Genomic DNA, 26,302 nt, shown 5'->3' with positions numbered 1-26,302 from the left:
AATGCAATCAATGGCGGGGCTGGCTTGTCGGGTCGCCGCATCGCTGCGATGGCATCACCTCGGTGTACGTGAAAGACCGGGTTGCCTGCATCGCAGGCAAGCCAGCTCCCACATGGGTTTTGTGTTGTTAGAGGGGGTTGTATTGCAGGCTGAACCCCAGCGCTATCGATTGGCCTTTCTCCAACAGCTTCAACCCCGGCCTGCCCGGCAGGTGATGGGCATTCACCGGATGGCTCACCGGCTCGAAGCAAAAAAAATCCAGCCCCGGCGGGCAGTACAGCAGATAGTAGTCGCTGCCGGTAGCCTGGCATTCCAGGGTGTAACCCAAGTCGGGCTGCTGGATCAGGCAAAGCCCGTCCCATTGGCAAAAGCCATTGTCCACCAGCGCCTCGGGCAACGATTTGAACTGTTGAAAGTCCCACTCGGCGGGCACGGTAGCCAGCGCCGTCGGCAGTTTCGTTTCATCACTCATCCACACCTGCGATGCCTTGGCCTGCAATTGCGTGCCCGGCCTGCGGGGTAGATACGGATGCAACCCCAGCCCATGCCACGCCGCCTGCTCTGCCAGGTGGGTGACCCGCAGACTGATGCTCAACCTGCCGTCCTTCAACTGAACGCGCTGCTCGGCGCGATAGGCAAACGGTGTAGTGCAGTCCAGTTGCAGCAGCACTTCGTCTGCCGACTGGCCGATTACCTGCCACGCCTGTTGCCAGGCGCTGCCATGAATCGGCAGCGGGTCCAGCGGGCTGTTGGACCCAAGGGCCAGCCATCCGGAGGGATTATCGAAGCCACCCCCGGCAATCCGGTTCGACCAGGGCGCCAGCGGGAAACACCCCAGCTTGCCCGGCAATCCGCTGACTAACGCCTGTTGATCGGTGTGTCGAAGCAACGGTTGGCCGCTGCTGCGCAGGGCCCAGTTGACGATACTCCCACCCAACTCAGGTGAGAGTGTCAGGCGGGTGAGGTTATCTTCGAGTTCAAGCATCATGACTGTCAGCAGACCTGTTGGATGATGAGTGCTTCTGTGGCGAGGGAGCTTGCTGTGGCGAGGGAGCTTGCTCCCGCTGGAGTGCGAAGCGCTCCCAAGATTTTGGGGCTGCTGCGCAGCCCAGCGGGAGCAAGCTCCCTCGCCACAGCAGCTCCCTCGCTACACGCAGTGTGAGGTTTATAACACCAACCCAGGCAACCACAACGACAGCGCCGGAATGTAGGTCACGGCGATCAGCACCAGGAACAACACCCCGTAAAACGGCAGCAGCGCCTTCACGGTCTTCTCGATGCTGACCTTGCCCACCGCCGCCCCCACGAACAGCACCGCACCCACTGGCGGCGTGATCAGGCCGATGCCGAGGTTCACCAGCATGATCATGCCGAAGTGTACCGGGTCGACGCCGATGCCCAGCACCACCGGCAACAGGATCGGCGTGAGGATCAAGATCAGCGGCGCCATGTCCATCACCGTGCCCAGCAACAGCAGCATCACGTTGATGCACATCAGGATCACGTAGCGGTTGTCCGACAGGGTCAGGAACATCGTGGTGATCTTCGCCGGGATCTGCATCAGCGTCATGATGTAGCCGAAGCTGGCGGCGAAGGCGATCAGGATCATCACGATGGAAATCGTGCGCACCGTGCGGTGCATCAGCTTGGGCAGCTCGCTCCATTTGTAGTCGCGGTAGATGAACATGGTCACGAAGAACGCCCACAACACCGCAATCGCCGCCGACTCGGTAGCCGTGAAGATGCCCGACAGAATCCCGCCGAGAATGATCACCATGGCCATCAAGCCCCACAGCGCTTCGCCGCAGATTTTCAGCGCCTGTTTCAGCGGAATCACTTCACCTTTGGGGTAGTTGCGCTTTTTCGCGAAGATCAGGCACAGCACCATCAGGCAGGCGCTCATCAGCAGCCCCGGTACCACGCCGGCCATGAACAGCGAGGCGATGGACACCGTGCCGCCCGCCGCCAGGGAATACAGCACGGAGTTGTGGCTGGGGGGTGTCAGCAAGGCCTGCACCGAGCCGCTGACGGTGACGGCGGTGGCAAATTCGCGGGGATAACCCCGGCGCTCCATCTCGGGAATCAGCACTGAACCGACGGACGCGGTATCGGCCACCGAGGAGCCGGAGATCGCCCCGAAAAACGTCGAGGCCATGATGTTCACCAAAGACAAGCCGCCGCGCACAAAGCCCACCAGCACCCCGGCAAAGGCCACGAGCCGGCGTGACATGCCGCCTTCGGCCATGATCGCCCCGGCCAGCACGAAGAACGGAATCGCCATCAGCGAGAATTTGTTCACCCCGCCCGCCACCTGAATCATCAGGGCCTGGAACGGGATGTCGATCCACCACGCGCCAATCAGCGCAGAAAGCCCGAGAGCATAGGCCACCGGCATGCCGATCAGGATCAAGGCGATAAAGCTGCCCAACAGAATCAATGCGTCCATTCAGGCAGCTCCTTCGCTTTCTTCAACCAGGTCGAAGCGCACGACCCGCCGGTTGCTCTGGTCACCGAGCAGGAGTTTTTCCAGCACAAAAATCAGCGTCAGCAGGCCACCAATCGGGATCGGCATGTAGGTGATGCCCACCCGCAAGGTCGGCATGGCGCTCATGAACTGGTTCCAGGTAGACAGGCACAGCTTGGTGCCCCAGATCGCCATGAACAGGCAGATGGTGCCCATCAGCAATTGCGAGACGATACCGACGATGCGGCGCTGGCCCGGTGGCAGGCGGTCGGTGACCATGGCCACCGACATGTGCGCCCCGGCGCGATAACTGGCGGCGGCGCCGACAAAGGTGAACACCAGCATCAGCAGGATGGCGGTGGGTTCTGGCCAGCTGGAGCCGGTGCCCAGGATGTAGCGGGCAAAGATGCCCCAGGGAATGATCAGCGCGACACCGAGAACGGCGAGGCCGGCGATCCAGATGCAGCTCATGTAAATGCGGTCGTTGATGCGCAGCAGTAAATTCTTCATGGCGTTCACCGTGACCGGGCGCGTCGATGCCGACCGCGCCGGGCCTTTTCTATAAGGGGAGGGCGGTTTACTCGACGGCTTCGATGCGCTTGATCAGGTCGGCATAAGGCGCGCCGTATTTCTCGCGAATCGAAGCGGTGGCCTCATAGAAGGGTTTTTTGTCGATGTCGATGAACTCCACGCCGGCGGCCTTGAGCTTGGTTTCACTGCTGGCAGACTTGGCGTCCCACAGCTCGCGCTCCTGGATCTGCGCGGCCTTCGCGGTGTTTTTTACCAGCACCTGTTGCTCGGGGGTGAGCTTGTTCCAGGTGATTTTCGACATCACGATGGGCTCGGGCAGGATCAGGTGGCCGGTGAGGCTGTAGAACTTGGCGTTCTGGTAGTGGTTGTGTTCCAGCAGGGTGGGCGGGTTGTTTTCCGCGCCGTCGATCACGCCGGTCTGCAGGGCACTGAAGATCTCGCCCGTGTCCATGGCAATACCGTTGCCGCCCATGGCGTTGATGGTTTCGATGAAGATCGGGTTGCCCTGCACGCGGATCTTCATGCCCTTGAGGTCTTCGATCTTGCGCACCGGTTTCTTGGTGTAGATATTGCGCGTGCCGCCGTCCATCCAGGCCAGGGCGACCAGGTTGAATTCGGAGTTGGTGATCTTCGCGAGGATTTCATCGCCGATCTCGCCGTCGATGACCTTGCGCATGTGCACCTGGTCGCGGAACACGAACGGCATGTTGAACACGTTTACGTCCGGCACCACTGGGCCAACAATACCGAGGCTCACCCGGGCCATCTGGATCGCGCCGACCTGGGCCTGTTCGACCACTTCCTTTTCCGAGCCCAGCACGCCGCCGGGGAACATCTTGAAGGTCAGGCCGCCGTTGCTTTCGGCGACCAGGGTTTTACCCAGCTGTTCTTCGGCGACGACGGTCGGGTAGCCCGCGGGGTGGATATCGGCGAATTTGATTTCCAGCGCGTGTGCGGCGCCGGCGAACATGAAGGTGAAGGGGAGTGCGGCGAGGAGCAAGGTGCGTTTGAAGTCCATGGGGTGTCTCTCCAGTCTTGTTATTGTTTTGTTCAAGGCACAGCGATGCAGCTAGAGGATGAAGGTGGGTTCCGGCATTCCCTGTACGCCAGGGTTGAGGGCGAAGACGCCGCCGGCCAGGGACTGCGGGCTGTGGTCGTCGCGGATCGAGGTGACGAACAAGGTGTCCAGGCGGCTGCCACCGAAGGCGCACATGCTGGGTTTTTTTACCGGTACGCTCAGTGAACGGTCGAGGCGGCCGTCGGGGGTAAAGCGGTGGACCAGCCCGGCATCGTTGGCGCAGATCCAGTAGCAACCTTCGGCGTCCACGGCGGCACCGTCGGGGCGGCCGAGGAACTTGTGCATGTCCACAAACAGCCGGCGGTTGGACGGCGTGCCGCTGTCGATGTCGTAGTCGAACGCCCAGATCTGCTGGATCAGCGGGTGTGAATCCGAGAGGTACATCGTGCGCCCGTCGGGGCTGAAAGCCAGGCCATTGGGGGTGATGAAACCGTTGAGCGCGGTGTGGACCGGTTGGCCGGTCTCAACGCGGTACAGTGCGCCGTCGGCGGCATTCGCGCCCATATTCAGCACCATGCTGCCGGCCCAGAACCGGCCCTGGCGATCGCAACGGCCATCGTTCAGGCGCATGTCCGGGCGGGCGTGCTCGACGCTGGCCAGGGGCGTGGTGTCGAGGCTGCCGTCGTTGTGGGGCGTGAGCTGGAAAAAGCCGGTTTCCATGCCCGCGACCCAATTGCCCGCGCTGGTGCGGGCGATGCAGGCGAGCATCTGTGGGGCTTTCCAGGCCTGGGCCTCACCGCTGCTGGCGCTCCAGCGTTGCAGTTCGCCAGTGGGAATGTCCACCCAGTACAGGGTATTTTCCTCGGGCACCCACACCGGGCATTCACCCACTGCGTTGCGGGCGTCGACAATCAGTTCTGCTTGCATGGCCACTCATTCCCTTGGGTTGGTATGTGGTCAGTCCCCGAACGGGCCGGCCGCACAAAACGCGCCGCCCTGGTACACCCGCGCCGGGTCGTCGGTGGCGGGCATGGGTTGGGCTTCCACCTGTTTGCGGAAGACTTCGGAGCTGTCACGCGGGGTGAAGCCCAGGTGCGCGGCGAAGCGGTTGTCCCACCACACATCGAGGTTATCCGACATGCCATAGACCACGGTGTGGCCGACGTTCGGTGTGTACAGCGCACGTTCGAGCAATTGGGTGAGGTCGTCGAAACTCAGCCAGGTGTGCATCATCCGACGGTTCTGTGGTTCCGCGAACGAGGAGCCGATGCGGATGCTGACGGTCTCGATGCCGTAGCGGTCGAAGTAGAAACTGGCCATGTCCTCGCCGTAGGATTTGGACAGGCCGTAGTAACTGTCCGGACGGCGCGGGGAGTGGGCATCGAGGGCTTCGTCCTGCTTGTAGAAACCGATCACGTGGTTGGAGCTGGCGAAGATGACGCGTTTGACCCCGTGGCGACGAGCGGCCTCATAGATGTGGAAGATGCCGCAGATGTTTGCGCCGAGTACTTCTTCGAACGAGCGCTCCACCGATACGCCGCCGAAATGCAGGATGGCGTCGACGCCTTCCACCAGTTGGTGCACTGCCTGTTTGTCGGAAAGATCGCACGGCACTACTTCTTCGCCTTCGTCGGCAGCCGGGGCCATGTTGGCGATATCCGACAGGCGCAGCACGTTGGCGTAGGGGCGCAGGCGTTCGCGCAGGACGTTGCCCAGGCCTCCGGCGGCGCCGGTGAGCAGCAGGCGGTTGAACGGGGTAGGAGCGGTGTTGGTGGTCATGATGGTCCCGTTATTGTTGTAGGTTGTCGTATGACTAGATCGAAGTATCCTTAGGGTTTCCTACTCTTGTCAACGCGCTATTGGTCTAAAAGTGGTGCCCTTAGTCGCTTAGGCGTTCACGCCAAACGTGTGGTTGACGGCGCCTTTACCCGTGGTGAGCGGGCTTGCCACGTGCTGGGGTGCGCAGCAGCCCCAACAAGATCACCGAGTTCTTTCAGGGGCATTCCGGTGGCAGATTTTAGGGCCGCTTCGCTGCCCAGCGCGGGGCAAGCCCGCTCACCACAGGTCTTACAACAACGACAGCGGGTAACTGATGAATATCCGGTTTTCATCAAACTCATTGGTGCTGAAGTCCCGGCGCATCGTCGCGTTGCGCCACCGCAGATTCAGGTCCTTCAGCGCGCCGCTCTGCACGGTGTAGGCCAGTTCCGACTCGCGGCCCCATTCCTTGCCGTTGGTGATCGCCCCGGTGTGCACGTTATCGCCGCTGATGTAGCGGTTCATCATGGTCAGCCCGGGGATGCCCAGCACTACGAAGTTGAAGTCGTGCCGCACCTGCCAGGATTTTTCCTTGGCGTTGTCGTAGCTGGCGTTGTAGCTGTCGTTGGCCAGGGTGCCGCCGCTGGTGCCGTTGACCCGCATCCAGGCACTGTCGCCGGTGAGTTTCTGCAGGCCAACATAGAAGCTGTTGCCTTTGTATTTGGCCGAGAGCAAGGCGAACGCGGTTTTGTTGTCGAGGTCGCCGGCCAGGGCCTTGCCGTCTTCCTTGCCGGTGAAGAACCCGAGGTTGGCGCCCAGGGTCCAGTCGCCCACGGGCTGGCTGTGGGTGAGGTTGAAGTACTGTTGCTGGTAGATGTCGCTGAGTTCGGCGTACCACACGCCGACCTGGGTGCGCTTGTCGTTGAAGGTGTATTCACCTCCACCGAAGTTGAAGCGGTCGGAGGTGAACGCAGCTTTGCCGTTGAGGAACATGTCGTCCATGCTCGCGTCGTTACGCGGGCTGTTACCGCGGAACTGGCCGCCGTACAGGGTAAGGCCGGCGATTTCGCTGGAGGTGACCTGGCCGCCGCGGAAGGTTTGCGGCAGTGAGCGGCCGTCATCCGAGCGCAGGATCGGCAGCACCGGCATCCATTCGCCAACTTTCAGTTCGGTCTTCGACAGCCGGGTTTTCAGCGCAACACCCAGACGCCCGAAGTTGTCGACGGGGCGGCCATCGCTACCGGTCGGCAGCAGTTGAGTGCCCGCAGTGCCTTTGCCACCGTCGAGTTTCTGCGAGTACAGGCCGAGCACGTCCAGCCCGAAACCGACGGTGCCTTGGGTAAAGCCGGACCTGGCATCGAGGATAAAACTTTGCGTCCACTCTTCGGCCTTGGCTTGTGGGTGGGCGGAGTTGGTGAAGTTACGGTTGAAGTAGGCGTTGCGCAGGTTAAGCGTGGCTTTGGCGTCTTCAAGGAAGCCTTCTGCCGAGGCGGTGATGGGGAGGGTGAAGGCCAGGCTGCTCAAGCCGATGGCGGCGAAACGGGCAGTGCAGGAGAAATGACGGACGTGTTGGCTCACAGTGACGCTCCCTTGTCTTTTTTGTTGTTTTTATTTTTTGTTATACGTTGTCGTACAACATTGGGGCGATATTTGCGAGGTTTTAGGGGGTTGTCAATCGAAAGTTATACGATGACTTCGGTCGCGCCACCGATCAAATGTAGGAGCCGGCTTGCCTGCGATGGCATCACCTCGGTGTACCTGAAAGACCGAGTTGCCTGTATCGAAGGCAAGCCAGCTCCCACATTGAGCGGGCCCGGGCTATTTTTTTCAGCCGTTCAGAACCATGGGCGGCAAGGTGCCAAGCAACGAAACGGCGGCTACCGCTGAAACACCTAGTAACAGTTCCAGCCTCACGCTGGCCTTCAACGCTGGCAGTCGCTGCTCACAGTTATAGATCCTCAGGCGGTTCAGCAGCGCCAGCGCGAGCATGCCGAATACCAGTAGCACCTTGATCAGCAGGATCAGGGCGAAACCGCTGAACAATGGCGTTGGCCAGAACTGCCCGGTGAGCACCCGCACGTTGATCAGACCGGTCAGCAGCAACCCCGTCACCAGCCCATACCCGATGCCACTGAAGCGCTGAAGGATCGGTTCCAAGGGGTAGCGCGGCGATTGCCTGAGGATCAACACCAGCATGAGCAGTCCGCCCAGCCAGGCACCGACGCACACCAGGTGCACCACCTGATTGAGGATCAGCAATTGCCCGGCCAGGCCATTGAGCATGGCGCCATGGCCCACCGGCGCCAGCGTCGCCAGCAGCAATGCACAGAGCGGCAGGCGCACCACCTTCCACGGCGTCATCAAGCCGAGCACCAGCAGCACGTTCAGCGTCAGGTGCCAGGTCCAGACCTGGCCGAAAAAGGTTTTACCCAGCACCAGCTGCACCGTCGACCACTCCAGCGCGCCCAGCCCGACACCGGCCATGCTCGCGCTGATCAACAACAACCACGCCACCCCTGACACCAACGCGAGCCACGCCAACCCCTGGGTGATGCGTGACAGCTGTCGGTCCAGCACCGGTTGTGGTCCCGTGCCCAGCAGCCAGGGCCTGAACACACAGGCCCCGAACATCAACAACACCACGATGAAATGCAGGAAGCGGCACAGCACCAGCAGGGTGGCCATGGATTATTGGCCGACCTTGAAGCTGTATTCACCGTTGCTCTTGTGAGTATCGACCGAGACGGCGTTCCACACCACTTTGTAGGTACCGGCGGCCAACGGCGCGGCCGGTGTCACCACCAATACTTTTTTGTCGGCGTCCGGGGTTTCCAGGCCCTTGATCGCCACTTCGGTGCCGTCCTTGCTCAGGGACACCTTGGTGAAGGTTGCTTCAACGCCTTCACTGAATGACAGGCGCAGGTCCTTGGGCGCAGCGACGCTGCTGTCGGCGGCTGGCTGCGAGCTTTTCAGGTGGGCGTGGGCAAAGGCTGCCGAGGCGCCCAACAGGGAGGCCAGCAGGGCGACAGTGGTGAGGGTCTTCTTGATCAACATTATTCAATACCTTCAGGTGAGAGTCAGTCGTTCAGTGGCGCCGCAAGCACCGGGTCGTCGCACGCGTCTCGCGGTCGAATCGTCATGGAGGCGATCCTTCGAGGGGATGGCGATGCTAACCAATCCGGTTTCCACGGGGAAGGTTCTTGTACGAAGTTTCACCGTGGCGTGTCGCCGCGACTTAGAGCGGATGGTAGTCTTGAAGCTATGTTGTTGTCAGGGAGCCCTTATGGGCAATCACAAGATCGGTATTCGTCGGGTCAACGTCGAAAAGATTCTGCTGGCGGCCGAAAAGGTCTTCGCCGAGAAGGGCTACGGCAGCACCGCCATGGCCGACATCGCCGAAGAAGTACAACTGCCGCGTTCCAACCTGCATTACTACTTCAGCACCAAGAGTGAGCTGTACAGCGCGGTGTTGTTCGACCTGCTGGAAGTGTGGAAGCAGGACGCCTTGTGCTTCGAGATGTTCGACGACCCACGCGTCGTCCTCAGCAGCTACATCCGCGCCAAGATGCAGCACTCGCGCAGCCGGCCGTATGGTTCGAAAGTCTGGGCCAACGAAATCATCCACGGCGCGCCGACCCTGGGGGAGGCGCTGGATGTGAGCCTGTATGACTGGGCCAAGATGAAGGAAGCGAAGATTCGCCAGTGGGTGGAGGACAAGCGGATTTTGCCGGTAGAGCCTTCTAGCCTGCTGTATATGATCTGGGCGTCGACCCAGCACTATGCCGACTTTGATCATCAGGTGAAGATCCTGAATGACCATCAGCCGTTGTCGGACATGCAGTTTGAGCGGGCGGTACAGACGGTGACGAGTGTGATTTTGCGGGGGATTGGGTTGGAGCCTTGAGCGCCTACCCATAGCGCGAGTTATCCACCCGCGCGCGTAGCAGCTGTCGAGCCTAGGCGAGGCTGCGTCGGGCGCGCCACGATTCAAGACTGAGTCGCGCCCTACGCAGCCTCGCCTAGGCTCGACAGCTGCTACGGTTGTTGGGAGTGTTATACCGCCTCGCGGTAGGGATTCCTCGGATCCTGCGTCCAGTTCAAAAACGGCTTCCCGGTATCCACCGGCACCATCTCGATACAGTCCGCCACCGGGCAGGTGATCTGGCACAGGTTGCAGCCCACGCACTCGTCATCAATCACCTCGTACTTGTGCGTCCCATCCGCCAATTTCAAACTGCTGATCGCCTGGTGCGATGTATCCTCGCAAGCAATATGGCAACGCCCACAGCCAATACACGCCTCCTGGTCAATTTTGGCGATTACCTGATAGTTGATGTCCAGGTACTTCCAATCCGTTGTATTGCCCACCGCCCGCCCGGAAAACTCCTGCAGGCTGCTGTACCCCTGGCTGTCCATCCACCGCGACAGCCCGTCCTTCATCTCTTCGACAATCCTAAACCCATGCAGCATTGCCGCCGTGCACACTTGCACCGCGCCGCAGCCCAGCGCCACGAACTCCGCCGCATCGCGCCAGTTGCCAATTCCGCCAATCCCACAGATCGGCAAGCCTTGTGTCTGTGGGTCGCGGGCTATCTCCGCCACCATGTTCAGGGCAATCGGCTTCACCGCCGAGCCGCAGTAACCCCCGTGAGTACTCTGGGTGCCGACCATCGGCAGGGCGACCATGCGCTCCAGGTCGACACTGGTGATGGAGTTGATGGTGTTGATCAGCGACACCGCATCCGCGCCCCCGCGATACGCCGCACGGGCCGCCACGCGAATGTCGGTGATGTTCGGCGTCAGCTTGACGATCACCGGCAGCGAGCAATAGGTCTTGCACCAGCGCGTCACCTGTTCGACGTATTCCGGCACCTGGCCCACCGCCGCGCCCATGCCGCGTTCCGGCATGCCGTGGGGGCAGCCGAAGTTCAGCTCGATGCCGTCACAGCCGGTGGCTTGCACCAGCGGCAGGATGTGTTTCCAGGACTCTTCAACGCACGGCACCATCAGCGACACGATCAGCGCGCGGTCGGGCCAGTCCTTTTTCACCTGGGTGATTTCCCGCAGGTTGATCTCCAGCGAGCGGTCGGTAATCAGCTCGATATTGTTGATGCCGAGCACTTCACGGTTGGCGCCAAAGTGCGCCGAGTAGCGTGACGAGACGTTGACCGCGGCAGGGTCTTCGCCAAGGGTTTTCCAGACCACGCCGCCCCAGCCCGCTTCAAAGGCACGCACCACGTTGTAGGCCTTGTCGGTGGGCGGCGCGGAGGCCAGCCAGAACGGATTGGGGGCTTTGATACCGGCGAACACAATCGAGAGATCGGCCATTACGCAGCCTCCACATTCAGCATGAGTTGGGCGTGCATGGCTTCAGCGGCCAGTTTGCCGTGTTGCACCGCCTGGACGGTGAGGTCCTGGCCGAGGCTGACGCAATCACCGCCGGCATATACGCCGGGAATGCTCGTGCACAGCTGTTGGTTGACGAAGATACGGTTGCCCTGGCGTTGCAGTTGGTGCGCCAGCGGATCGTGCAGCGCTTCGTCGTCGAAGCCTTGGCCGATGGCCTTGAAGATCGCGTCGGCGGCCAGTTCAAAGGTTTCGCCGGTGGCTTGCAGGCGGCCATCGACCATGCGGGTGCGGGCAAAGCGCATGCCGCGCACATGGCCCAGGTCGTCGAGCAGTACTTCTTCGGGCTGGGCCCAGGTCAGCAGGCGCACCTGGTTGGCCTTGGCGATGTCTTGCTCATGGCCGGTAGCCCCCATTTCAGTCAGGCCACGGCGGTACACCAGGTTGACGTCGCGGGCACCGAGGCGGGCCATTTGCACGGCCATGTCGATGGCCGTATTGCCGGCGCCGAGAACGATGCAGCGGTCGGCCAGCGGCAGTTGGCTGAGGTCGTCGGCCTGGCGCAACTCGCGTATATAGTCGGTGGCGGCGAGCAGGCCGGGGGCGTCCTCGTGAGGCAGGCCGAGCTGTTTGCTGGCGGCCAGGCCCAGGCCGAGGAACACCGAGTCGAACTGTTGGTGCAGTTCGCTCAGGGTCAGGTTGTCGCCCAGGCGCTGGCCATGGCGGATTTCGATACCGCCGATTTGCAGGAGGAAATCCAGTTCCTTTTGCGCGAAGTCATCCACCAGTTTGTACTTGGCGATCCCGTATTCATTCAGGCCACCGGCTTTTTCCCGGGCTTCGAAAATCACCACGTCATGGCCATGCAGGGCGCTGCGATGGGCACACGACAACCCGGCAGGCCCGGCGCCGACCACCGCAATGCGTTTGCCGGTGGGCGCGGCGCGCTGGAACGGGTGTTCGCTGAAATGCGCGTTGTCCACCGCATACCGCTGCAACAGGCCGATCAGCACCGGGGCGCATTCTTCGGCGTTGTTGCGCACGCAGGCTTGCTGGCAGAGGATTTCTGTCGGGCAGACCCGGGCGCAGCTGCCGCCGAGAATATTCGCCGAGAGGATCTTTTGCGCGGCGCCCTGGACGTTTTCGGTGTGGATATTGCGGATGAACGAGGGGATATCGATCTCGCTGGGGCATGCGTTGACGCACGGCGCGTCGTAGCAGTACAGGCAACGCGAGGCCTCCAGTTGGGCTTGCCGGGCGTTGAGCGGCGGCGCCAGGTCGGTGAAATGCGCGGCGAGTGCTGCCGCATCTTCATGGGGGTGTGGAAGATGGTTCAGGGTCTGGATCACAGTAGTGGCCTCACGGTTTTTGAGGTGCTGCCTCTGGTGGGCAGTGGTTTTTTTGTTGCCTGTACCGGCCTCATCGCAGGCAAGCCAGCTCCCACATTTGAATGTATTCACAGCTCAAAAATGTGGGAGCCGGGCTTGCCCGCGATAGGCCGAAGGCCGCTTTCAGCGTTTCACAGCAACCGGCCTTGAACGCTCCGCCCGCTTGCTCAACTGCTCAAACACCGACGGGTACGCCGGCCGTTCGATGTACCGCCCCGCACCCCGCTCGGCGCGCAGATCCCCATCCACCCAGACCAACTTGCCCTGGCTGATAGTGTGGCTTGGCACGCCGCGCACGGTCTTGCCCTCGAAGATGTTGAAGTCGACGTTCTGATGATGGGTCTTCGCGGAAATGGTCCGCGTGCCTTGCGGGTCCCATAGCACCAGATCAGCATCGGCACCCACGCGAATCGCCCCTTTGCGCGGGTACAGGTTGAAGATCTTCGCGGTGTTGGTCGACGTCAGCGCAACAAACTCCTGCATCGACAACCGCCCGGTGTTCACGCCTTCGTCCCACAACAGCGCCATGCGGTCTTCGATACCGGCAGTGCCATTGGGAATCTTGCTGAAGTCATCACGTCCGGCGGCTTTTTGCTCGGCACAGAAGCAGCAGTGGTCGGTGGCAGTGGTGTGCAGGTTGCCCGATTGCAGGCCATGCCACAGCGCCTCCTGATGCCCGCGCGGGCGGAAGGGCGGGCTCATCACGTAGCCTGCAGCGGTCTGCCAGTCGGGGTGCTGGTAGACGCTGTCGTCCAGCAGCAAATGCCCGGCCAATACCTCGCCATACACCGGCTGGCCCTTGCTGCGGGCGTAGGTGATTTCATCCAGCGCTTCTTTGGTGGACACGTGCACCAGGTACAGCGGAGTGCCGATGGTCTCGGCAATCCGGATCGCCCGGCTGGCGGCTTCGCCTTCCACTTGCGAGGGCCGCGACAATGGGTGTGCTTCCGGCCCGGTAATGCCCTGGGCCATCAGCTTGCGTTGCAGGTGATACACCAGTTCGCCGTTCTCGGCATGCACCGTCGGCACCGCGCCCAGTTCCAGGCAGCGCTCGAAGCTCGCCACCAACGTATCGTCGGCGGCCATGATCGCGTTCTTGTACGCCATGAAATGCTTGAAGCTGTTGACGCCGTGGTGGCTGACCAGCTCGGCCATTTCCTCACGGACCTGCTCGCTCCACCAGGTAATGGCAACGTGGAAGCCGTAGTCGGACGCCGACTTCTCGGCCCAGCCACGCCATTGGTGGAAGGCTTCCAGCAGGGATTGCTGCGGGTTGGGAATTACAAAGTCGATGATCGAGGTGGTACCGCCCGCCAACCCGGCGGCCGTGCCACTGAAAAAGTCTTCACTGGCCACGGTGCCCATGAAGGGCAATTGCATATGGGTATGGGGGTCGATGCCACCGGGCATCAGGTATTGACCGCTGCCATCGAGTACCTCGGTGCCGGCGGGAATATCCAGGTCCGTGCCAATGGCGCGGATTAGACCGTCTGCGCATAAAACATCGGCTCGGTAACTTTCATCATGGGTAATAACGGTAGCGCCACGGATCAACAGCGACATGTCGAGTTCCTCACAGGCTTGACCGGCTTGTGCCAGTTCTAAGTGTTGTATTGCATCGCGCCGCTGCAGGATTAATTCCTGTCAGTGGTGACAGGAATAGAAACTAGCCCGAGTTTTTCGAATGAGCAAGAATATTTTTCATAAGCTTATATCTGTATTAACGTATTGAATTTAAACGATAAAAAATGAAAATCACCAAAATGTAGCGGCCTCTCACCATTTTGACGCACTTGACAGGTTCCCAATATGAGCAACATTTCTTATTGCAAATCAGACGCTTGAGACATGCCTCTTGACGGGGCGGGTAAATAAAAATAATTGTGTTGCACCAGATTGAGTCCTGAGGGTTCGGACAACTTCTGCGTTATTTGGCCTGAGTAACGCTGACAGTAACGAGGGGCTCTTCGGTCGAGACAATAAAGCTGATAAACATCAGAGAGTTATATAAGCGGTGCGGGCAGGGCGACGGTTTACGGCACGGTTATTGAGTGCGGTGGCGGTTGGTCGGGTCCCGGATGTCATGTTGTCAACGAGGTACTCCGGCCATCCCGTGCACGTCACGGGATGAGCAAAAATAATTCGAAAAAACCGTGGAGCGGCCATGCAACAGAACAGATCGCAAGTCATTGAGCGCAACGGCCTGTACGAACTCGACGCCGGCCCCGACGTCCTCGACAGCCCCCGTTACAACCACGACATGGCACCGACCAAGGTGCACGAACGAACCTGGAACAAGTGGCACATCACCGCGCTGTGGATCGGCATGTCGGTGTGCGTGCCGACCTACACCCTGGGTGGCGTGCTCACCGCGTATTTTGGCTTGTCGGTGGGCGAGGCGCTGATGGCGATCTTGCTGGCCAATATCGTGGTGCTGGTACCGCTGACCCTTAACGCCTTCCCTGGCACCAAGTACGGCATTCCGTTTCCGGTATTGCTGCGCTCGTCCTTCGGCGTGCTTGGCTCCAACGTGCCGTGCCTGATTCGTGCGCTGGTGGCGTGCGGCTGGTTTGGTATCCAGACGATGTTTGGCGGCCTGGCGATTCACCTGTTCCTGGGCTCGGTTTTCGAGGGTTGGAAATCTTTGGGCGGCACCGGTGAAGTGATCGGTTTCATGATCTTCTGGACGCTGAACCTGTGGGTGGTATTACGCGGCGCCGAGTCGATCAAATGGCTGGAAACCCTGTCGGCACCGCTGCTGGTGGCGGTGGGTATCGGGCTGCTGGTGTGGGCCTTGCCCAACGTATCCTTGAGCGAGCTGATGGCGATTCCGCCCAAGCGCCCCGAAGGCGCGAGCCTCACTGGTTACTTCATGGCGGGCCTGACCGCGATGGTGGGTTTCTGGGCCACCTTGTCGTTGAACATTCCCGACTTCAGCCGCTACGCCAAAAGCCAGAAGGACCAGATCCTCGGGCAGATATTCGGCCTGCCGCTGACCATGTTCCTGTTTGCCGCCCTCGGTGTGATCATGACCGCCGCCTCGGTGAAACTGGTGGGCGTCAGCGTCTCCGACCCGGTGACCCTGATCGGCCATATCCAGAGCCCGGTGTGGGTGGCCGTGGCTATGGCGTTGATCATCATCGCCACTTTGTCCACCAACACCGCGGCGAACATCGTCTCGCCCACCAACGACTTCCAGAACATCGCGCCCAAGCTGATCAACCGCACCACGGCGGTGGTGTTGACCGGTCTGGTAGGCCTTGCATTGATGGCCCATGAACTGCTGAAAAAGCTCGGGCTGATCATTTCCGACGTGAGCCTGGAAACCGTCTATTCCAACTGGCTGCTGGGTTACTCAAGCCTCTTGGGACCGATCGCCGGGATCATGGTGGTGGACTATTTCATCATCAAGAAACAGCAACTGGACCTTGCCGGTTTGTACCGCGATGACGTGTACCCGGCGTGGAACTGGCATGGTTTCCTGGCGTTTGGTGTGCCGGTGGTGCTGACACTGTTGTCGCTGGGTAGTGATGCATTCAGCTGGTTCTACAGCTATGGCTGGTTCACCGGCTCGGCGTTGGGCGGGTTGTTGTATTACGCACTGTGCATGAAGCGCGGCGCCCGCGTAGTCGCCGTAAAAACACCTTTGTGAGCACGCTCAATGTGGGAGCTGGCTTGCCTGCGATGGCATCGACCCGGTGCAACTGAAAGACCGAGTCGCCCGCATCGCAGGCAAGCCAGCTCCCACAGTTGACCGAGTCGATTCATATAAAAAGTAGTTGAGGAGATCCCCATGAACGCTGCCGTAGACGTTCTGCAATCCACCCATCAGCATATCAACCGCGACCGTTTGTGGCTGTCCCTGATGGAACTTGCCAAGCTCGGCGCCACGCCCAAGGGCGGCGTGTGTCGCCTGGCCCTGACCGACCTTGATCGCCAGGCTCGCGACCTGTTTGTGAAGTGGTGCGAGGAGGCGGGCTGCACCGTGAGCATCGATGGCGTCGGCAATATTTTCGCCCGCCGCCCGGGGCGCAATCCCAACTTGCCGCCGGTGATGACCGGCAGCCATATCGACACCCAGCCAACTGGTGGCAAGTTTGACGGGTGTTTTGGTGTTTTGGCGGGCGTGGAAGTCCTGCGAACGCTGAATGACCTCAAGATCGAAACCGAAGCACCGCTGGAAGTGGTGGTGTGGACCAACGAAGAAGGCTCGCGTTTTCCGCCGTGCATGATGGGCTCTGGCGTGTTTGCCGAGAAATTCACCCTGGCCGATACGCTGGCCAAGACCGATGCCGACGGTGTAACCGTGGGCGATGCGCTGAATGCTATTGGTTATGCCGGATCACGCCCGGTGAGCGGGCACAAGGTGGGTGCGTATTTCGAAGCGCATATCGAGCAAGGCCCGATTCTTGAGGATGAAAAGAAAACCATCGGCGTGGTGCTGGGCGCCCTTGGCCAGAAATGGTTCGACCTGAAATTGCGCGGCGTCGAGGCGCACGCCGGTCCAACGCCGATGCACCTGCGCAAAGATGCATTGGTAGGCGCCGCTGCTGTGGTCGCCGCCGTCAATGCCGCTGCGTTGGGCCATCAGCCTCACGCCTGCGGCACCGTGGGTTGCCTGCAGGCGTATCCCGGTTCGCGCAACGTCATTCCTGGCGAAGTGCGTATGACCCTGGACTTTCGTCATCTGGAACCGGCGCGGCTGGATTCGATGATTGCCCAGGTGCGTAAAGTGATCGACGAGACCTGCGCCAAGCACGGCCTCACGTTCGAGATGACACCCACCGCCGACTTCCCGCCGCTGTACTTCGACAAAGGCTGCGTGGATGCCGTGCGGGATGCGGCCAATGGTCTGGGGTTGTCGAACATGGACATTGTCAGCGGGGCAGGGCACGACGCGATTTTTGTCGCGGAACTGGGGCCGGCGGGGATGATCTTTGTGCCGTGTGAGGGTGGCATCAGCCATAACGAAATCGAGAATGCCGCGCCGGATGATCTGGCGGCGGGATGTGCGGTGTTGCTGAGGGCGATGGTGGCGGCGTCGGTGGCGATTGCCAGCGGCAAACTGGCTGCCTGAATCAGCCGGCTTCACACTGATCAACTGTGGGAGCCGGGCTTGCCCGCGATAGCAGTGTTTCAGACACAGTAGCGGTGCCTGACACTCCGCTATCGCAGGCAAGCCAGCTCCCACATTTGATCCGGGGTGGGCTCGAGATTTGTATCAGGCGTCGGGCTTCCAACCGCCGCCCAGCGCCGTCACCAACCCTACACTCGCCTGCAACTGCCGCGTCTGCACCGCTTGCAACGTGCGCTGCGCCTGCAATGCTGCGGTCTGCGCCGTCACTACGTCCAGGTAGCTCACGGCACCCGCCTGATAACTGTTCATCGCCAGTGCCTGCGTGTGCTCGGCAGCGTTTGCGGCGGCCTGTTCGTCCATCGCTTCCTGCTGCAAATCACGCAGTTGCCCAAGGTTATCTTCCACCTCACGCACGGCCCGCAAAACCTGGCTACGGTAATGCGCCGAGGCTTCTTCAAACTCGGCCTTGGCCTGGCGTTCGTTGGCGCTCAACCGCCCGCCATCAAAGATCGGCAGATTCACCAACGGCCCCAGCGCCCAATACCGATTGGCGGCGGAGAACAGGTTACCCACTCCTTGCGTCTGCCCACCAATCAACCCGGTCAAACTGAAATCCGGGTACCACGCAGCCTTCGCCACGCCGATGTTCGCGTTGGCTGCAAACACCCGTCGCTCCGCCGCCGCAATATCCGGGCGACGTTGCAGCAGGTGGCTGGGCAGCTGTTGCGGAATCCCTGGCAACGCGATCAATTGTTTGCTCGGCGGCAGTTGGAATTCGCTGGCGGATACGCCCACCAGTTCACCAATTGCATGCTCGGTAAGATTGCGCTGGCCGCGCACATCATCAAGCTGTGCCTGCGCTTCAGCCAGTTGATTTTGCGCGCGGGTCAGGTCCAGTTCCGAGGCGATCTGCCCTTCATAACGACTGCGGGTCAGTTGCAACGCCTGGCCAAAATCATCCAGCGAGCTGCTGAGGATCCGGCTTTGTGCATCCAGCCCGTTGAGCTGCACAAACAACGTCGCCAACTGATGTTGCAGGCTCAGGCGTGCGACGGCCAAATCATCCCCGGAGGCTTGGGCTTGTGCATCGCCCGCTGCGACCTGGTTGCGGATTTTGCCCCACAGGTCCAGATCAAAACTCAGCGCAAACCCTGCCGTGTTGCTGTTGTACACCGAAGGCTGGGTATCGCCTCGCAGCGGTCGACTGTCCGATTGCCGCTGGCGCAACGGCTGCGCGCTGGCGGTAATCTGCGGGAACAATCCGGCATGCAATTGGCTGGCATATGCCTGGGACGCATCGAAATGCGCCAGCGCCGCCGCCAGGTCCGGGTTGGCCTTGAGCAATTGCTCCTGCAAGTCGTTAAGGCGCGGGTCCTGATACAGCTGCCACCACTTCGGCGCCAGTTGGTCGGACGGCTGCGCGCTGTGCCACGGGCCGTCGCTGGTCTGCTCGCGGTACTTGGCTGGCAGGTCGATGGTCGGCGCCTTGTAGGTGGGCGCCAGCGAGCAACCGTGCAGCGCCAGCAATACCAAGGCGGCAAGGGGCTTAAGCCTTGGGCGCATGGGCACCTCCGGCGTCGGCCAGTTGCACGGCATCGCCTTCGCGCAGCGCGTCGGGCGGGTTGTCGACCACGCGATCGGCGGGTTTCAGGCCTTGGTCGATGACCAGGCGCTCGCCGAGGTCGAGGCCGATGTGGATGTCTTGCAGGTGCACGTGGTTCTTCGCATCCAGTACCGCGACCTGCGTGCCTTGGGCGCGGAAGATCAGGGCGCTGGCCGGGATGCTCACGCCGTGGGTGTCTGCCGGGATCGCCAGGGTGGCTTCGGCGTAGTCGCCGGGCAGCAACTTGCCGTCTGGGTTGTCTGCCACGAACTGCGCGAGCAGGGTGCCGGAGCGGCGGTCGATGGCGGTGGAATCGCCCATCAGCTTGGCGCTGAAGTGCTCGCCGGGATGCTCGGGCACCGTCAGTTGGGCTGCCAGGCCCGGATGAATTACCGCTGCGTAGTTCTGCGGCACCGGCACGTACAGGCGTAGCTGGTGGGTGTCGGCAATGTCGAACAGTTCTGGATCGCTGTCGCTGTCAGCCTTGATCAACTGGCCGATGTCGGTGTTGCGGGCGGTGATTACACCGGCGAAGGGGGCGCGGATGGTCTTGTAGTCTTCAAGCGCCGAAAGCCGCGCATAGTCAGCCTCGGCGGCCTGGGCGTTGGCCTTGGCGGCCAGGGCATTCGAGGCTTTTTCATCAGCCTCCTGACGCGATACCGAGTGGCTGTCCAGCAGGTTTTTCCAGCGGGTGGCGGTGGTTTCTGCCAGCCGTGCGTTGGCCTGTTCCTGCACCATGCGGGCGTGGGTTTGCGCCACTTGCTGGTCAAGGTCGGGGCTGTCGATCTCGGCGAGGATTTGCCCGGCCTTGACCTGGGTGCCGATGTCGACTTTCCAGTCTTTCAAGTAGCCGCTGACACGTGCATGAATCGGTGCCTTGCTCCAGGCTTCCAGGTGCGCGGGCAAGCGCAGGGTGTCACCGGCCGCGTTCTGTTGTGGCTGGAACACCAGCACTTGCGGCACGGCGGCGGTTTCGGTCCAGGCGGTGACGGATTTTTCATGCATCGTACGGGCGTGCAGGCCGTTGGCGACCAACAGGGCGGCCAGTGTCAGGCCGCCGACACCCATGAGCATCAGACGCTTGCGCGAGGGTTTGTGATCAGACGACATGTGGGGTAACTCCTGCAGCGGCGCGAGTAGGGTGACGACCGTGGACCAGGCTGAATACCACGGGTACAAACAGCAAAGTGGCAGTGGTGGCGAGGATCAGGCCGCCGATCACGGCACGTCCCAGCGGCGCGTTTTGTTCTTCGGACAAGGCCAGCGGCAACATGCCGATGATCATCGCCAGGGCGGTCATGCAGACCGGGCGGAAACGTGTGTAACCGGCTTCCAGTGCCGCCTTGAGTGCGTCGCCATGTTCGGCCAGGCGCTCTCGACAGAAGCTCACCACCAGAATCGAGTTGGCGGTGGCCACGCCCATACAGAGGATGGCCCCCGTGAGTGCGGGCACCGACAAGGAGGTGCCGCTTAGGAACAGCATCCACACGATGCCCGCCAGGGCCGCCGGCAGTGCGGTGATGATCACGAACGGGTCGGTCCAGGACTGGAAGTTGACCACGATCAGCAGGTAGATCAGCACCACCGCGCCGAGCAGGCCGAAGCTCAAGCCGTTGAACGCCTCATGCAGCGCATCGATCTGCCCGTGCAGGCTGATGGTCGCGCCTTTGGGGCGCAGCGGAGCCATGTCATCCAGCACCTTTTGCACGTCGCTGGCGACGCCACCGAGGTCGCGGCCTTGCACGTTGGCGTACAGGTCCAGGGTCGGCTCGATGTTGTAGTGAGTCACCACCGCCGGGCTTTGTACGCGGGAGATAGTCGCCACGCCGCCGAGGATCTGCGACTGGCCATCGGCACCGGTCACCGGCAAGGCTTCCAGGGACGGCAGGCTGTCGAGGCGGTACTGAGGGGTTGCAGCCACGATCGAATACGACACGCCGTTGGCCGGGTTGAGCCAAAAGGTCGGCGCGGTTTGCGAGCTGCCGGCCAGGGACGCAACCATGCTGTTGGTCACGTCGCGCTCGGTGATGCCCAGGCCGTTGGCGCGCATCCGATCCACGTTGACTTGCAGTGACGGGTAGCCGGTGGACTGCTGGATACGCAGGTCGGCGATGCCCGGTACGTGCTTCAGGCGACGTTCCAGTTCCACGGCGTAGGCGCGGTTTTCTTCATCGCTGCGCCCGGATATTTTCACGTCCAGCGGCGCCGGTGAACCGAAGTTGAGGATCTGGCTGCTGATGTCGGCCGGGAGGAACGCGAACTGGCTGCCGGGGAAACTTTCAGGCAATGCTTCACGCAGTTTTTTCACGTAGTCGGCAGTCGGTGCATGGTCCTTTTTCAGGGTGACCTGAATATCCCCGTCCTGCGGGCCAATGGTACCGCTGCTGCTGTAGGCCATGTCGATGCCGCTCAGCGGGATGCCGATGTTGTCGACGATGGTGTCCAGTTCATCTGCCGGAACGATCTCGCGAATCCGCGCTTCAATCCGGTCAAATGCCGCGGCGCTCTCTTCGATGCGCGTGCCCAACGGCAAGCGTACGTGCAGGGCCATGGCGCCGGCATCGGTGGCCGGGAAGAAGTCCTGGCCCAGGCTTGGCAGCAGCAGGAACGAGGCAAGGATGCAGGCCAGGAAGCCGACGATGAACCGCTTGCGCGCGCCCAGGGCGAGGGTCAGCAGGCTGTGATACACGTCCCGCAGGTTGGAGAAACGCCGCTCGAAACCCTGCTGGAAGTTGAGTACCGATTGCAGCACCGCATTGCGCTGCGGCTTGTGCTGGTCACCCTCGTGATGGTTGATGAATTCATCTTCCGGATGATGCCCTTGGCCTTGCTCCGGTACATGAGGCTTGAGCAGGAACATTGCCAGGGTCGGCACCAAGGTCCGCGACAGAATGAACGAGCTGGCCATGGCAAAAATCACCGCCAACGCCATCGGGCGGAACAGGTAGCCGGCGATGCCTTGCAGCATGAACATTGGCACAAACACGATGCAGATACACAGCAGGGACACGAACGCCGGGCCGACGATTTGCTTGGCGCCGTCGAGGATTGCGTCCTTCACCGCCTTGCCTTGTTCCAGGTGCCAGTTGATGTTCTCGATGGTCACCGTGGCGTCGTCCACCAGGATCCCCACCGCCAACGCCAGCCCGCCGAGGGTCATGACGTTAAGGGTTTGCCCGGTGGCCGCCAGCAGTGCGATCGCCGACAACACCGCCAGTGGAATCGAGGCGGCGATGATGATGGTCGAGCGCCAGCTGCCGAGGAACAGCAGGATCATCGCGCTGGTCAGCAAGGCCGCGATGATGCCCTCCTGGGCCACACTGCCCACCGACTGTTTGACGAACACCGAGGCGTCCCCCAGCAGTGAGGTCTTCAGCGAGGGCGGCAGGGTTTCATTGATGCGCGGCAGCATCTGGCGGATGCCGTCGATGATCGACAGGGTGGAGATGCTGCCGTTTTTCAGGGCCGGCATCAGCACCGCACGGTGGCCGTCGACGCGCACGATGTTGGTCTGTGGCGGCGAACCGTCACGCACGTGGGCCACCTGGCCGATGGTAATGATCGCGCCGTCGACCGTCTTGATCGGCAGGTCGTTGAGCTCATCAATCGCCTTGGGGCTGTTGTTGAGCAAAATCGTGTATTCGTTGGGGCCGAGTTTGGCAGTACCCACCGGGATGATCTGGTTTTGCAGGGCCAGGGCGTTGCCTACGTCCTGTGCCGACAGGCCTTTGGCGGCCAGCGCCTGCGGGTCAAGGTCGAGGGTGATCTGGCGTTGCTTGCCGCCCATTGGCGTTGGCATGGCCAGGCCGGGCAGGGCGCTCAGGGGCAGGCGGATGTTGTTCTGCACCAGGTCGCGGATCTTCGCTTCCGACAGGCTGGGGCTGGAGAACGCCATCTGCAGAATCGGCACCGTGGACGCGCTGTAGTTGAGGATCAGCGGTGGCGTGATGCCCGGTGGCATCTGCTTGAGCACGGTTTGTGACACCGCTGTTACCTGGGCGTTGGCGGTGCGGATATCCACGCCGGGCTGGAAGAAAATCTTCACGATGCCCATGCCAGGTAACGACTGCGATTCAATGTGTTCGATGTCGTTGACGGTGGTGCTCAGGGAGCGTTCATAGGTGTAGATCACACGACCGGCCATGGCGTCCGGAGACAGGCCATTGTACTGCCAAACCACCGCGACGACGGGGATGCCAATATCGGGAAATACGTCAGTGGGGGTACGCAAGGCCGCCATGGGCCCAATGATGCAGATGAAAATTGCCAGCACGATAAACGTGTAGGGCTTGAGCAGTGCGGTCTTTACCAGCCCGAGCATGCCGTAACCTCCAAAGGAGTTGGATTGCAAACGCTCGCAGTCTTGACGGACCCACCTAACACGCACCTTTCAGCCAGGTGAAGGAAGATTTAGTTAACGGCTGAAGATCCTTTCATATGTATTCATTTGTTCAACAAAGGCGTGGGTACCAAGCTGGATACCGATCGAACAGGCGCTGTTCTGCCCGTTCACTCTTTATCCATTTGGAGTTCTGCCATGTCTCTTAAACCCTTGTTGTTGATCCCGGCCTTGAGTGCGGTCCTGCTGTTGTCGGCGTGCGCCGGCCCGATGCCGAAGGCGGACCCGAGCGAAGCCTGGATCGGCCTGCAAGAGGAGGCGCCCAACGACCTGATGGCCGAGCGGGTAGACGGTAAAAACATTAATGATGGTCGCTACTTCGAAGTGAAGCCCGGCGCACATCGCCTGGATGTCACCTTGTTTGAAGAGGAAGCGGGGGACGATAACCAACAGGACTGTCGCGGGCATGTCACCTACAGCAACTTCAAGGCCGGTGAGCATTACACCCTGGTGGAATCCAGCCTCGGTACAACCGTACGCGCCGAGTTGAAGGACGCACACGGCAAGGAACTGGCGCAGACCGAGGACTTCAGTTGCATGCCTGGCTAGGGCGTCAGGCGTGGTGCCCGGCGGGTTTGTTCAACTTGCCGGGGGCCGTGGGTTTTACCTGTGGGTGATGGTGCCGGCGGGTCACGCGCATCACGCCCCACAGCATGGCGGCGGCAACGGCCAGCCAGCCACAGATCAAAAGCAGAATCGTTGTTGTCAGGCTCATAAGTGCCTCCTTTCGCCCGGTACAGGGCACACACTGTCTTCTCAATGGACAGTCTAGCTATCTGCAGGTTGCCTGCTATTGACCAATGGTCGTGTGCGTCCAACTTGTTTGCTCTATGGCGGGCCTTTTACTGCGCCGCAAGGCTATACCCGCGCCCCGGAGCATCCTATGATCGGGGCCCACGTCGGCCGTTGATCAAGTGAGTGAAGAAGTTGCGGTTTCCCTCGAACATTAAGACCTCCTGGTGGGTCGCAGCCTGTTTCATGGGGCTGGCGGCTTGCACCTCGCACCCAAAACCCACGAGCATCCCGGGCTTGCCGGAGAGTGTCGAACTCAAGGGCGTGCCGGCGTTTCGTGGTGAGACGTACCTTGGTGGCCCGGCTGCCCTGGCCAGCATGCTGTCCCAACAAGGCATTGTGATTACACCGGGGCTATTGGATAAGCCACTGCATTTGCCGGGCGCTGAAGCGGACCTTGAGCGCAATATGCAGGTGCTCGCCCGTGAATACGGGATGTTGGTGTACCCGCTGGAAGATCAGCTGCCGGCGCTGCTGGCACAGGTTGCGGCCGGGTACCCGGTGATGGCGCGTATCACCCTGGGCTCAACCTTCTGGGCCGGTCCGCGGTATGTCGTGGTGGTGGGTTACAACAAGCAGAAGAGCATGGTGTTGCTGCGTACAGGGTTGGCGCGACGCATGCCGATGGATTTCAGTGCGTTTGAGTCGGCGTGGAAAGACGGCGGCAAGTGGGCGGTACTTATTCAGCGGCCCACCCAGTTGCCGGTCAAGGTCGACGCCCAGCGCTGGCAGCAGGCTGCCAGCGCCACAGCCCAGGCGGGCCAGGAACAGGCGGCGGCCCAAGCAGTCAAGGCACTGGCCAGTCAGGCCAAATAAAAAAACGGCGCTCAAGGGCGCCGTTTTTTATGTCGCTATTTACGGATCAGCGGGACTCGGTGACCTGAACATTCGCCCGTGGGCGGTTCTTCAAGTTTTTGTCAGCCTTGTAGCGCAATGCGACGTCTGGCACAGAGCCGCTCTTGCCGGTTTCGACCCAGCTGCGGATGCGCCCGGCATCGGCAAAGTGAGTGAATTTGCCGAAGGCATCGAGGATCACCAGCGACACCGGGCGATTACCCATGCTGGTCACCAGCACCAGGCAATGGCCGGCCTGGTTGGTAAAGCCGGTCTTGGTCAGCTTGATGTCCCAGTTGGCGCGGTTGATCAGGTGGTCAGTGTTGGAGAAACCCAGGGTGTAGTTGGGTTTGCGGAACGAGACGGTCTTTTCCTTGGTGGTGCTCAACTGGCTGAGCATCGGGTACTTGCGTGCGGCGGCCAGCAGCTTGCTCAGGTCGCGGGCGGTGGACACGTTATGGATCGACAGGCCGGTAGGTTCCACATAATGGGTACTGGTCATGCCCAGTGCCTTGGCCTTGGCGTTCATTGCTGCGATGAAGGCCGGGTAGCCGCCCGGGTAGTGGTGGGCGAGGCTGGCGGCGGCGCGGTTTTCCGAGGACATCAGGGCAATCAGCAACATCTCTTTGCGCGGCATCTCGCTGCCGATCTTGACCCGGGAGAACACGCCTTTCATCTCCGGCGTGTCCTTGATGTTGATGTCGATGTATTCATCCATATTCTGCTTGGCTTCCAGCACGATCAGGCCGGTCATCAGTTTGCTGACCGAGGCGATCGGCACGATGACATCCGGGTTGCTAGCATAAATGACTTTGTTGGTTTGCAGGTCTACCACCATCGCACTGCCAGAGGCGATGTGCAGGGTGGACATGTCGCGGGGGGCGATAGTGGTTTCGCTTGCGCTCGCGAAGGTGCCTGTAAATGCAAAAAATAGGCTGATGATGGAAAGGTGAATTTTCACGCGGATGAACTCGCTAAAAAAGTAGGGATATACCGTTCTGCAACGGAGGTTCTGACAAATAACGTTACATTCTAGAAGTATGGATCAGAAACTGTCGAATGTTCTTCTAGAAACAGATGAAACCCCTTAAA

Annotated in this window: 22 protein-coding genes; 5 read left to right on the top strand and 17 right to left on the bottom strand. The window is 61.0% G+C overall.

The window, feature by feature from the left end; all coding sequences use genetic code 11:
• Nucleotides 1-127 precede the first annotated feature (127 nt).
• The 9 genes from RGV33_RS22395 to copC all read right to left on the bottom strand — a co-directional run bounded on the left by RGV33_RS22395 (nucleotide 128) and on the right by copC (nucleotide 8,825).
• Nucleotides 128-988 (bottom strand): aldose 1-epimerase, encoded by an 861-nt coding sequence (locus RGV33_RS22395; RefSeq protein WP_322146178.1) that lies wholly within the window; start codon nucleotides 986-988, stop codon nucleotides 128-130.
• Nucleotides 989-1,165: 177 nt separating this feature from the next.
• Nucleotides 1,166-2,446 carry a TRAP transporter large permease gene (locus RGV33_RS22390; protein WP_322146177.1) on the bottom strand — a complete coding sequence of 427 codons (1,281 nt, stop codon included), beginning with the start codon at nucleotides 2,444-2,446 and terminating at the stop codon, nucleotides 1,166-1,168.
• Nucleotides 2,447-2,974, bottom strand: a complete 528-nt coding sequence (locus RGV33_RS22385) for a TRAP transporter small permease (RefSeq protein ID WP_322146176.1) — start codon at nucleotides 2,972-2,974, stop codon at nucleotides 2,447-2,449.
• 67 nt (nucleotides 2,975-3,041) lie between these two features.
• Complete coding sequence (locus RGV33_RS22380; protein ID WP_322146175.1) at nucleotides 3,042-4,013, bottom strand: TRAP transporter substrate-binding protein; 972 nt, start codon at nucleotides 4,011-4,013, stop codon at nucleotides 3,042-3,044.
• Nucleotides 4,014-4,064: 51 nt separating this feature from the next.
• Entirely contained in the window at nucleotides 4,065-4,940 is an 876-nt protein-coding gene (locus RGV33_RS22375) for an SMP-30/gluconolactonase/LRE family protein (RefSeq protein ID WP_322146174.1), read from the bottom strand.
• Nucleotides 4,941-4,970: 30 nt separating this feature from the next.
• Nucleotides 4,971-5,792, bottom strand: a complete 822-nt coding sequence (locus RGV33_RS22370; protein ID WP_322146173.1) for an NAD(P)-dependent oxidoreductase — start codon at nucleotides 5,790-5,792, stop codon at nucleotides 4,971-4,973.
• Nucleotides 5,793-6,080: 288 nt separating this feature from the next.
• Nucleotides 6,081-7,349 (bottom strand): OprD family porin, encoded by a 1,269-nt coding sequence (locus RGV33_RS22365; protein ID WP_322146172.1) that lies wholly within the window; start codon nucleotides 7,347-7,349, stop codon nucleotides 6,081-6,083.
• Nucleotides 7,350-7,598: 249 nt separating this feature from the next.
• Complete coding sequence (copD, locus tag RGV33_RS22360; protein ID WP_322146171.1) at nucleotides 7,599-8,456, bottom strand: copper homeostasis membrane protein CopD; 858 nt, start codon at nucleotides 8,454-8,456, stop codon at nucleotides 7,599-7,601.
• A 3-nt stretch (nucleotides 8,457-8,459) separates the two neighbouring features.
• Nucleotides 8,460-8,825 (bottom strand): copper homeostasis periplasmic binding protein CopC, encoded by a 366-nt coding sequence (gene copC / locus RGV33_RS22355; RefSeq protein WP_322146170.1) that lies wholly within the window; start codon nucleotides 8,823-8,825, stop codon nucleotides 8,460-8,462.
• A gap of 229 nt (nucleotides 8,826-9,054) precedes the next feature.
• Between copC and RGV33_RS22350 the strand changes: the two genes are divergently transcribed.
• Nucleotides 9,055-9,675, top strand: a complete 621-nt coding sequence (locus RGV33_RS22350) for a TetR/AcrR family transcriptional regulator (RefSeq protein WP_003207828.1) — start codon at nucleotides 9,055-9,057, stop codon at nucleotides 9,673-9,675.
• A 149-nt stretch (nucleotides 9,676-9,824) separates the two neighbouring features.
• Here RGV33_RS22350 and preA read toward each other — a convergent pair whose 3' ends face one another.
• From preA to hydA, 3 genes are all read right to left on the bottom strand, one after another.
• Nucleotides 9,825-11,099, bottom strand: coding sequence for an NAD-dependent dihydropyrimidine dehydrogenase subunit PreA (gene preA, locus RGV33_RS22345; protein WP_322146169.1), 1,275 nt, complete (start codon nucleotides 11,097-11,099; stop codon nucleotides 9,825-9,827).
• Nucleotides 11,099-12,466 carry an NAD(P)-dependent oxidoreductase gene (locus tag RGV33_RS22340; RefSeq protein ID WP_322146168.1) on the bottom strand — a complete coding sequence of 456 codons (1,368 nt, stop codon included), beginning with the start codon at nucleotides 12,464-12,466 and terminating at the stop codon, nucleotides 11,099-11,101. The genes preA and RGV33_RS22340 overlap by 1 nt, the downstream gene beginning before the upstream one ends.
• Before the next feature lie 162 nt (nucleotides 12,467-12,628).
• Nucleotides 12,629-14,068, bottom strand: a complete 1,440-nt coding sequence (hydA, locus tag RGV33_RS22335; RefSeq protein ID WP_322146167.1) for a dihydropyrimidinase — start codon at nucleotides 14,066-14,068, stop codon at nucleotides 12,629-12,631.
• 601 nt (nucleotides 14,069-14,669) lie between these two features.
• Here hydA and RGV33_RS22330 point away from each other — a divergent pair.
• The gene (locus RGV33_RS22330; RefSeq protein ID WP_322146166.1) at nucleotides 14,670-16,157 is read left to right on the top strand and encodes an NCS1 family nucleobase:cation symporter-1; all 1,488 of its coding nucleotides are present in this window, start codon (nucleotides 14,670-14,672) and stop codon (nucleotides 16,155-16,157) included.
• Nucleotides 16,158-16,298: 141 nt separating this feature from the next.
• The gene (locus RGV33_RS22325) at nucleotides 16,299-17,582 is read left to right on the top strand and encodes a Zn-dependent hydrolase (protein ID WP_322146165.1); all 1,284 of its coding nucleotides are present in this window, start codon (nucleotides 16,299-16,301) and stop codon (nucleotides 17,580-17,582) included.
• Nucleotides 17,583-17,726: 144 nt separating this feature from the next.
• On the opposite strand, the gene RGV33_RS22320 is transcribed toward RGV33_RS22325, so the two are convergent.
• From RGV33_RS22320 to RGV33_RS22310, 3 genes are read right to left on the bottom strand one after another with little or no spacing between them, the layout of a single operon-like run.
• The gene (locus RGV33_RS22320) at nucleotides 17,727-19,145 is read right to left on the bottom strand and encodes an efflux transporter outer membrane subunit (protein ID WP_322146164.1); all 1,419 of its coding nucleotides are present in this window, start codon (nucleotides 19,143-19,145) and stop codon (nucleotides 17,727-17,729) included.
• Nucleotides 19,129-20,295 (bottom strand): efflux RND transporter periplasmic adaptor subunit, encoded by a 1,167-nt coding sequence (locus RGV33_RS22315; protein WP_322146163.1) that lies wholly within the window; start codon nucleotides 20,293-20,295, stop codon nucleotides 19,129-19,131. Before RGV33_RS22315 ends, RGV33_RS22320 begins: the two co-directional genes overlap by 17 nt.
• A complete protein-coding gene (locus RGV33_RS22310; protein ID WP_322146162.1) occupies nucleotides 20,285-23,506 on the bottom strand; it encodes an efflux RND transporter permease subunit in 3,222 nt (1,073 codons plus the stop codon). The genes RGV33_RS22315 and RGV33_RS22310 overlap by 11 nt, the downstream gene beginning before the upstream one ends.
• 216 nt (nucleotides 23,507-23,722) lie before the next feature.
• On the opposite strand from RGV33_RS22310, the gene RGV33_RS22305 reads away from it, so the two are divergent.
• Nucleotides 23,723-24,133, top strand: coding sequence for a hypothetical protein (locus RGV33_RS22305; protein ID WP_322146161.1), 411 nt, complete (start codon nucleotides 23,723-23,725; stop codon nucleotides 24,131-24,133).
• Between the two features lie 4 nt (nucleotides 24,134-24,137).
• Here RGV33_RS22305 and RGV33_RS22300 read toward each other — a convergent pair whose 3' ends face one another.
• Nucleotides 24,138-24,299: a hypothetical protein gene (locus RGV33_RS22300; protein ID WP_322146160.1), complete on the bottom strand. Its 162-nt coding sequence runs from the start codon at nucleotides 24,297-24,299 to the stop codon at nucleotides 24,138-24,140.
• A gap of 263 nt (nucleotides 24,300-24,562) precedes the next feature.
• Here RGV33_RS22300 and RGV33_RS22295 point away from each other — a divergent pair, with 263 nt between their 5' ends.
• Nucleotides 24,563-25,192, top strand: a complete 630-nt coding sequence (locus RGV33_RS22295; RefSeq protein WP_322148722.1) for a peptidase C39 family protein — start codon at nucleotides 24,563-24,565, stop codon at nucleotides 25,190-25,192.
• Between the two features lie 46 nt (nucleotides 25,193-25,238).
• On the opposite strand, the gene pbpG is transcribed toward RGV33_RS22295, so the two are convergent.
• Nucleotides 25,239-26,171: a D-alanyl-D-alanine endopeptidase gene (gene pbpG, locus RGV33_RS22290; protein ID WP_322146159.1), complete on the bottom strand. Its 933-nt coding sequence runs from the start codon at nucleotides 26,169-26,171 to the stop codon at nucleotides 25,239-25,241.
• Between the last annotated feature and the right edge of the window lie 131 nt (nucleotides 26,172-26,302).

It is taken from the genome of Pseudomonas sp. Bout1 (assembly GCF_034314165.1).
GTDB lineage: Bacteria > Pseudomonadota > Gammaproteobacteria > Pseudomonadales > Pseudomonadaceae > Aquipseudomonas.
The sequence above is the reverse complement of the archived record's forward strand: the minus strand, read 5'-3'. Positions and strand labels throughout refer to the sequence as shown.

Bases quoted from the DNA above. Each gene is read 5' to 3' on its own strand.
- RGV33_RS22395 (WP_322146178.1), bottom strand. From the start codon at position 988: ATGATGCTTGAACTCGAAGATAACCTCACCCGCCTGACACTCTCACCT.
- RGV33_RS22390 (WP_322146177.1), bottom strand. From the start codon at position 2,446: ATGGACGCATTGATTCTGTTGGGCAGCTTTATCGCCTTGATCCTGATC.
- RGV33_RS22385 (WP_322146176.1), bottom strand. From the start codon at position 2,974: ATGAAGAATTTACTGCTGCGCATCAACGACCGCATTTACATGAGCTGC.
- RGV33_RS22380 (WP_322146175.1), bottom strand. From the start codon at position 4,013: ATGGACTTCAAACGCACCTTGCTCCTCGCCGCACTCCCCTTCACCTTC.
- RGV33_RS22375 (WP_322146174.1), bottom strand. From the start codon at position 4,940: ATGCAAGCAGAACTGATTGTCGACGCCCGCAACGCAGTGGGTGAATGC.
- RGV33_RS22370 (WP_322146173.1), bottom strand. From the start codon at position 5,792: ATGACCACCAACACCGCTCCTACCCCGTTCAACCGCCTGCTGCTCACC.
- copD (WP_322146171.1), bottom strand. From the start codon at position 8,456: ATGGCCACCCTGCTGGTGCTGTGCCGCTTCCTGCATTTCATCGTGGTG.
- copC (WP_322146170.1), bottom strand. From the start codon at position 8,825: ATGTTGATCAAGAAGACCCTCACCACTGTCGCCCTGCTGGCCTCCCTG.
- RGV33_RS22350 (WP_003207828.1), top strand. From the start codon at position 9,055: ATGGGCAATCACAAGATCGGTATTCGTCGGGTCAACGTCGAAAAGATT.
- preA (WP_322146169.1), bottom strand. From the start codon at position 11,099: ATGGCCGATCTCTCGATTGTGTTCGCCGGTATCAAAGCCCCCAATCCG.
- hydA (WP_322146167.1), bottom strand. From the start codon at position 14,068: ATGTCGCTGTTGATCCGTGGCGCTACCGTTATTACCCATGATGAAAGT.
- RGV33_RS22330 (WP_322146166.1), top strand. From the start codon at position 14,670: ATGCAACAGAACAGATCGCAAGTCATTGAGCGCAACGGCCTGTACGAA.
- RGV33_RS22325 (WP_322146165.1), top strand. From the start codon at position 16,299: ATGAACGCTGCCGTAGACGTTCTGCAATCCACCCATCAGCATATCAAC.
- RGV33_RS22320 (WP_322146164.1), bottom strand. From the start codon at position 19,145: ATGCGCCCAAGGCTTAAGCCCCTTGCCGCCTTGGTATTGCTGGCGCTG.
- RGV33_RS22315 (WP_322146163.1), bottom strand. From the start codon at position 20,295: ATGTCGTCTGATCACAAACCCTCGCGCAAGCGTCTGATGCTCATGGGT.
- RGV33_RS22310 (WP_322146162.1), bottom strand. From the start codon at position 23,506: ATGCTCGGGCTGGTAAAGACCGCACTGCTCAAGCCCTACACGTTTATC.
- RGV33_RS22305 (WP_322146161.1), top strand. From the start codon at position 23,723: ATGTCTCTTAAACCCTTGTTGTTGATCCCGGCCTTGAGTGCGGTCCTG.
- RGV33_RS22300 (WP_322146160.1), bottom strand. From the start codon at position 24,299: ATGAGCCTGACAACAACGATTCTGCTTTTGATCTGTGGCTGGCTGGCC.
- RGV33_RS22295 (WP_322148722.1), top strand. From the start codon at position 24,563: ATGGGGCTGGCGGCTTGCACCTCGCACCCAAAACCCACGAGCATCCCG.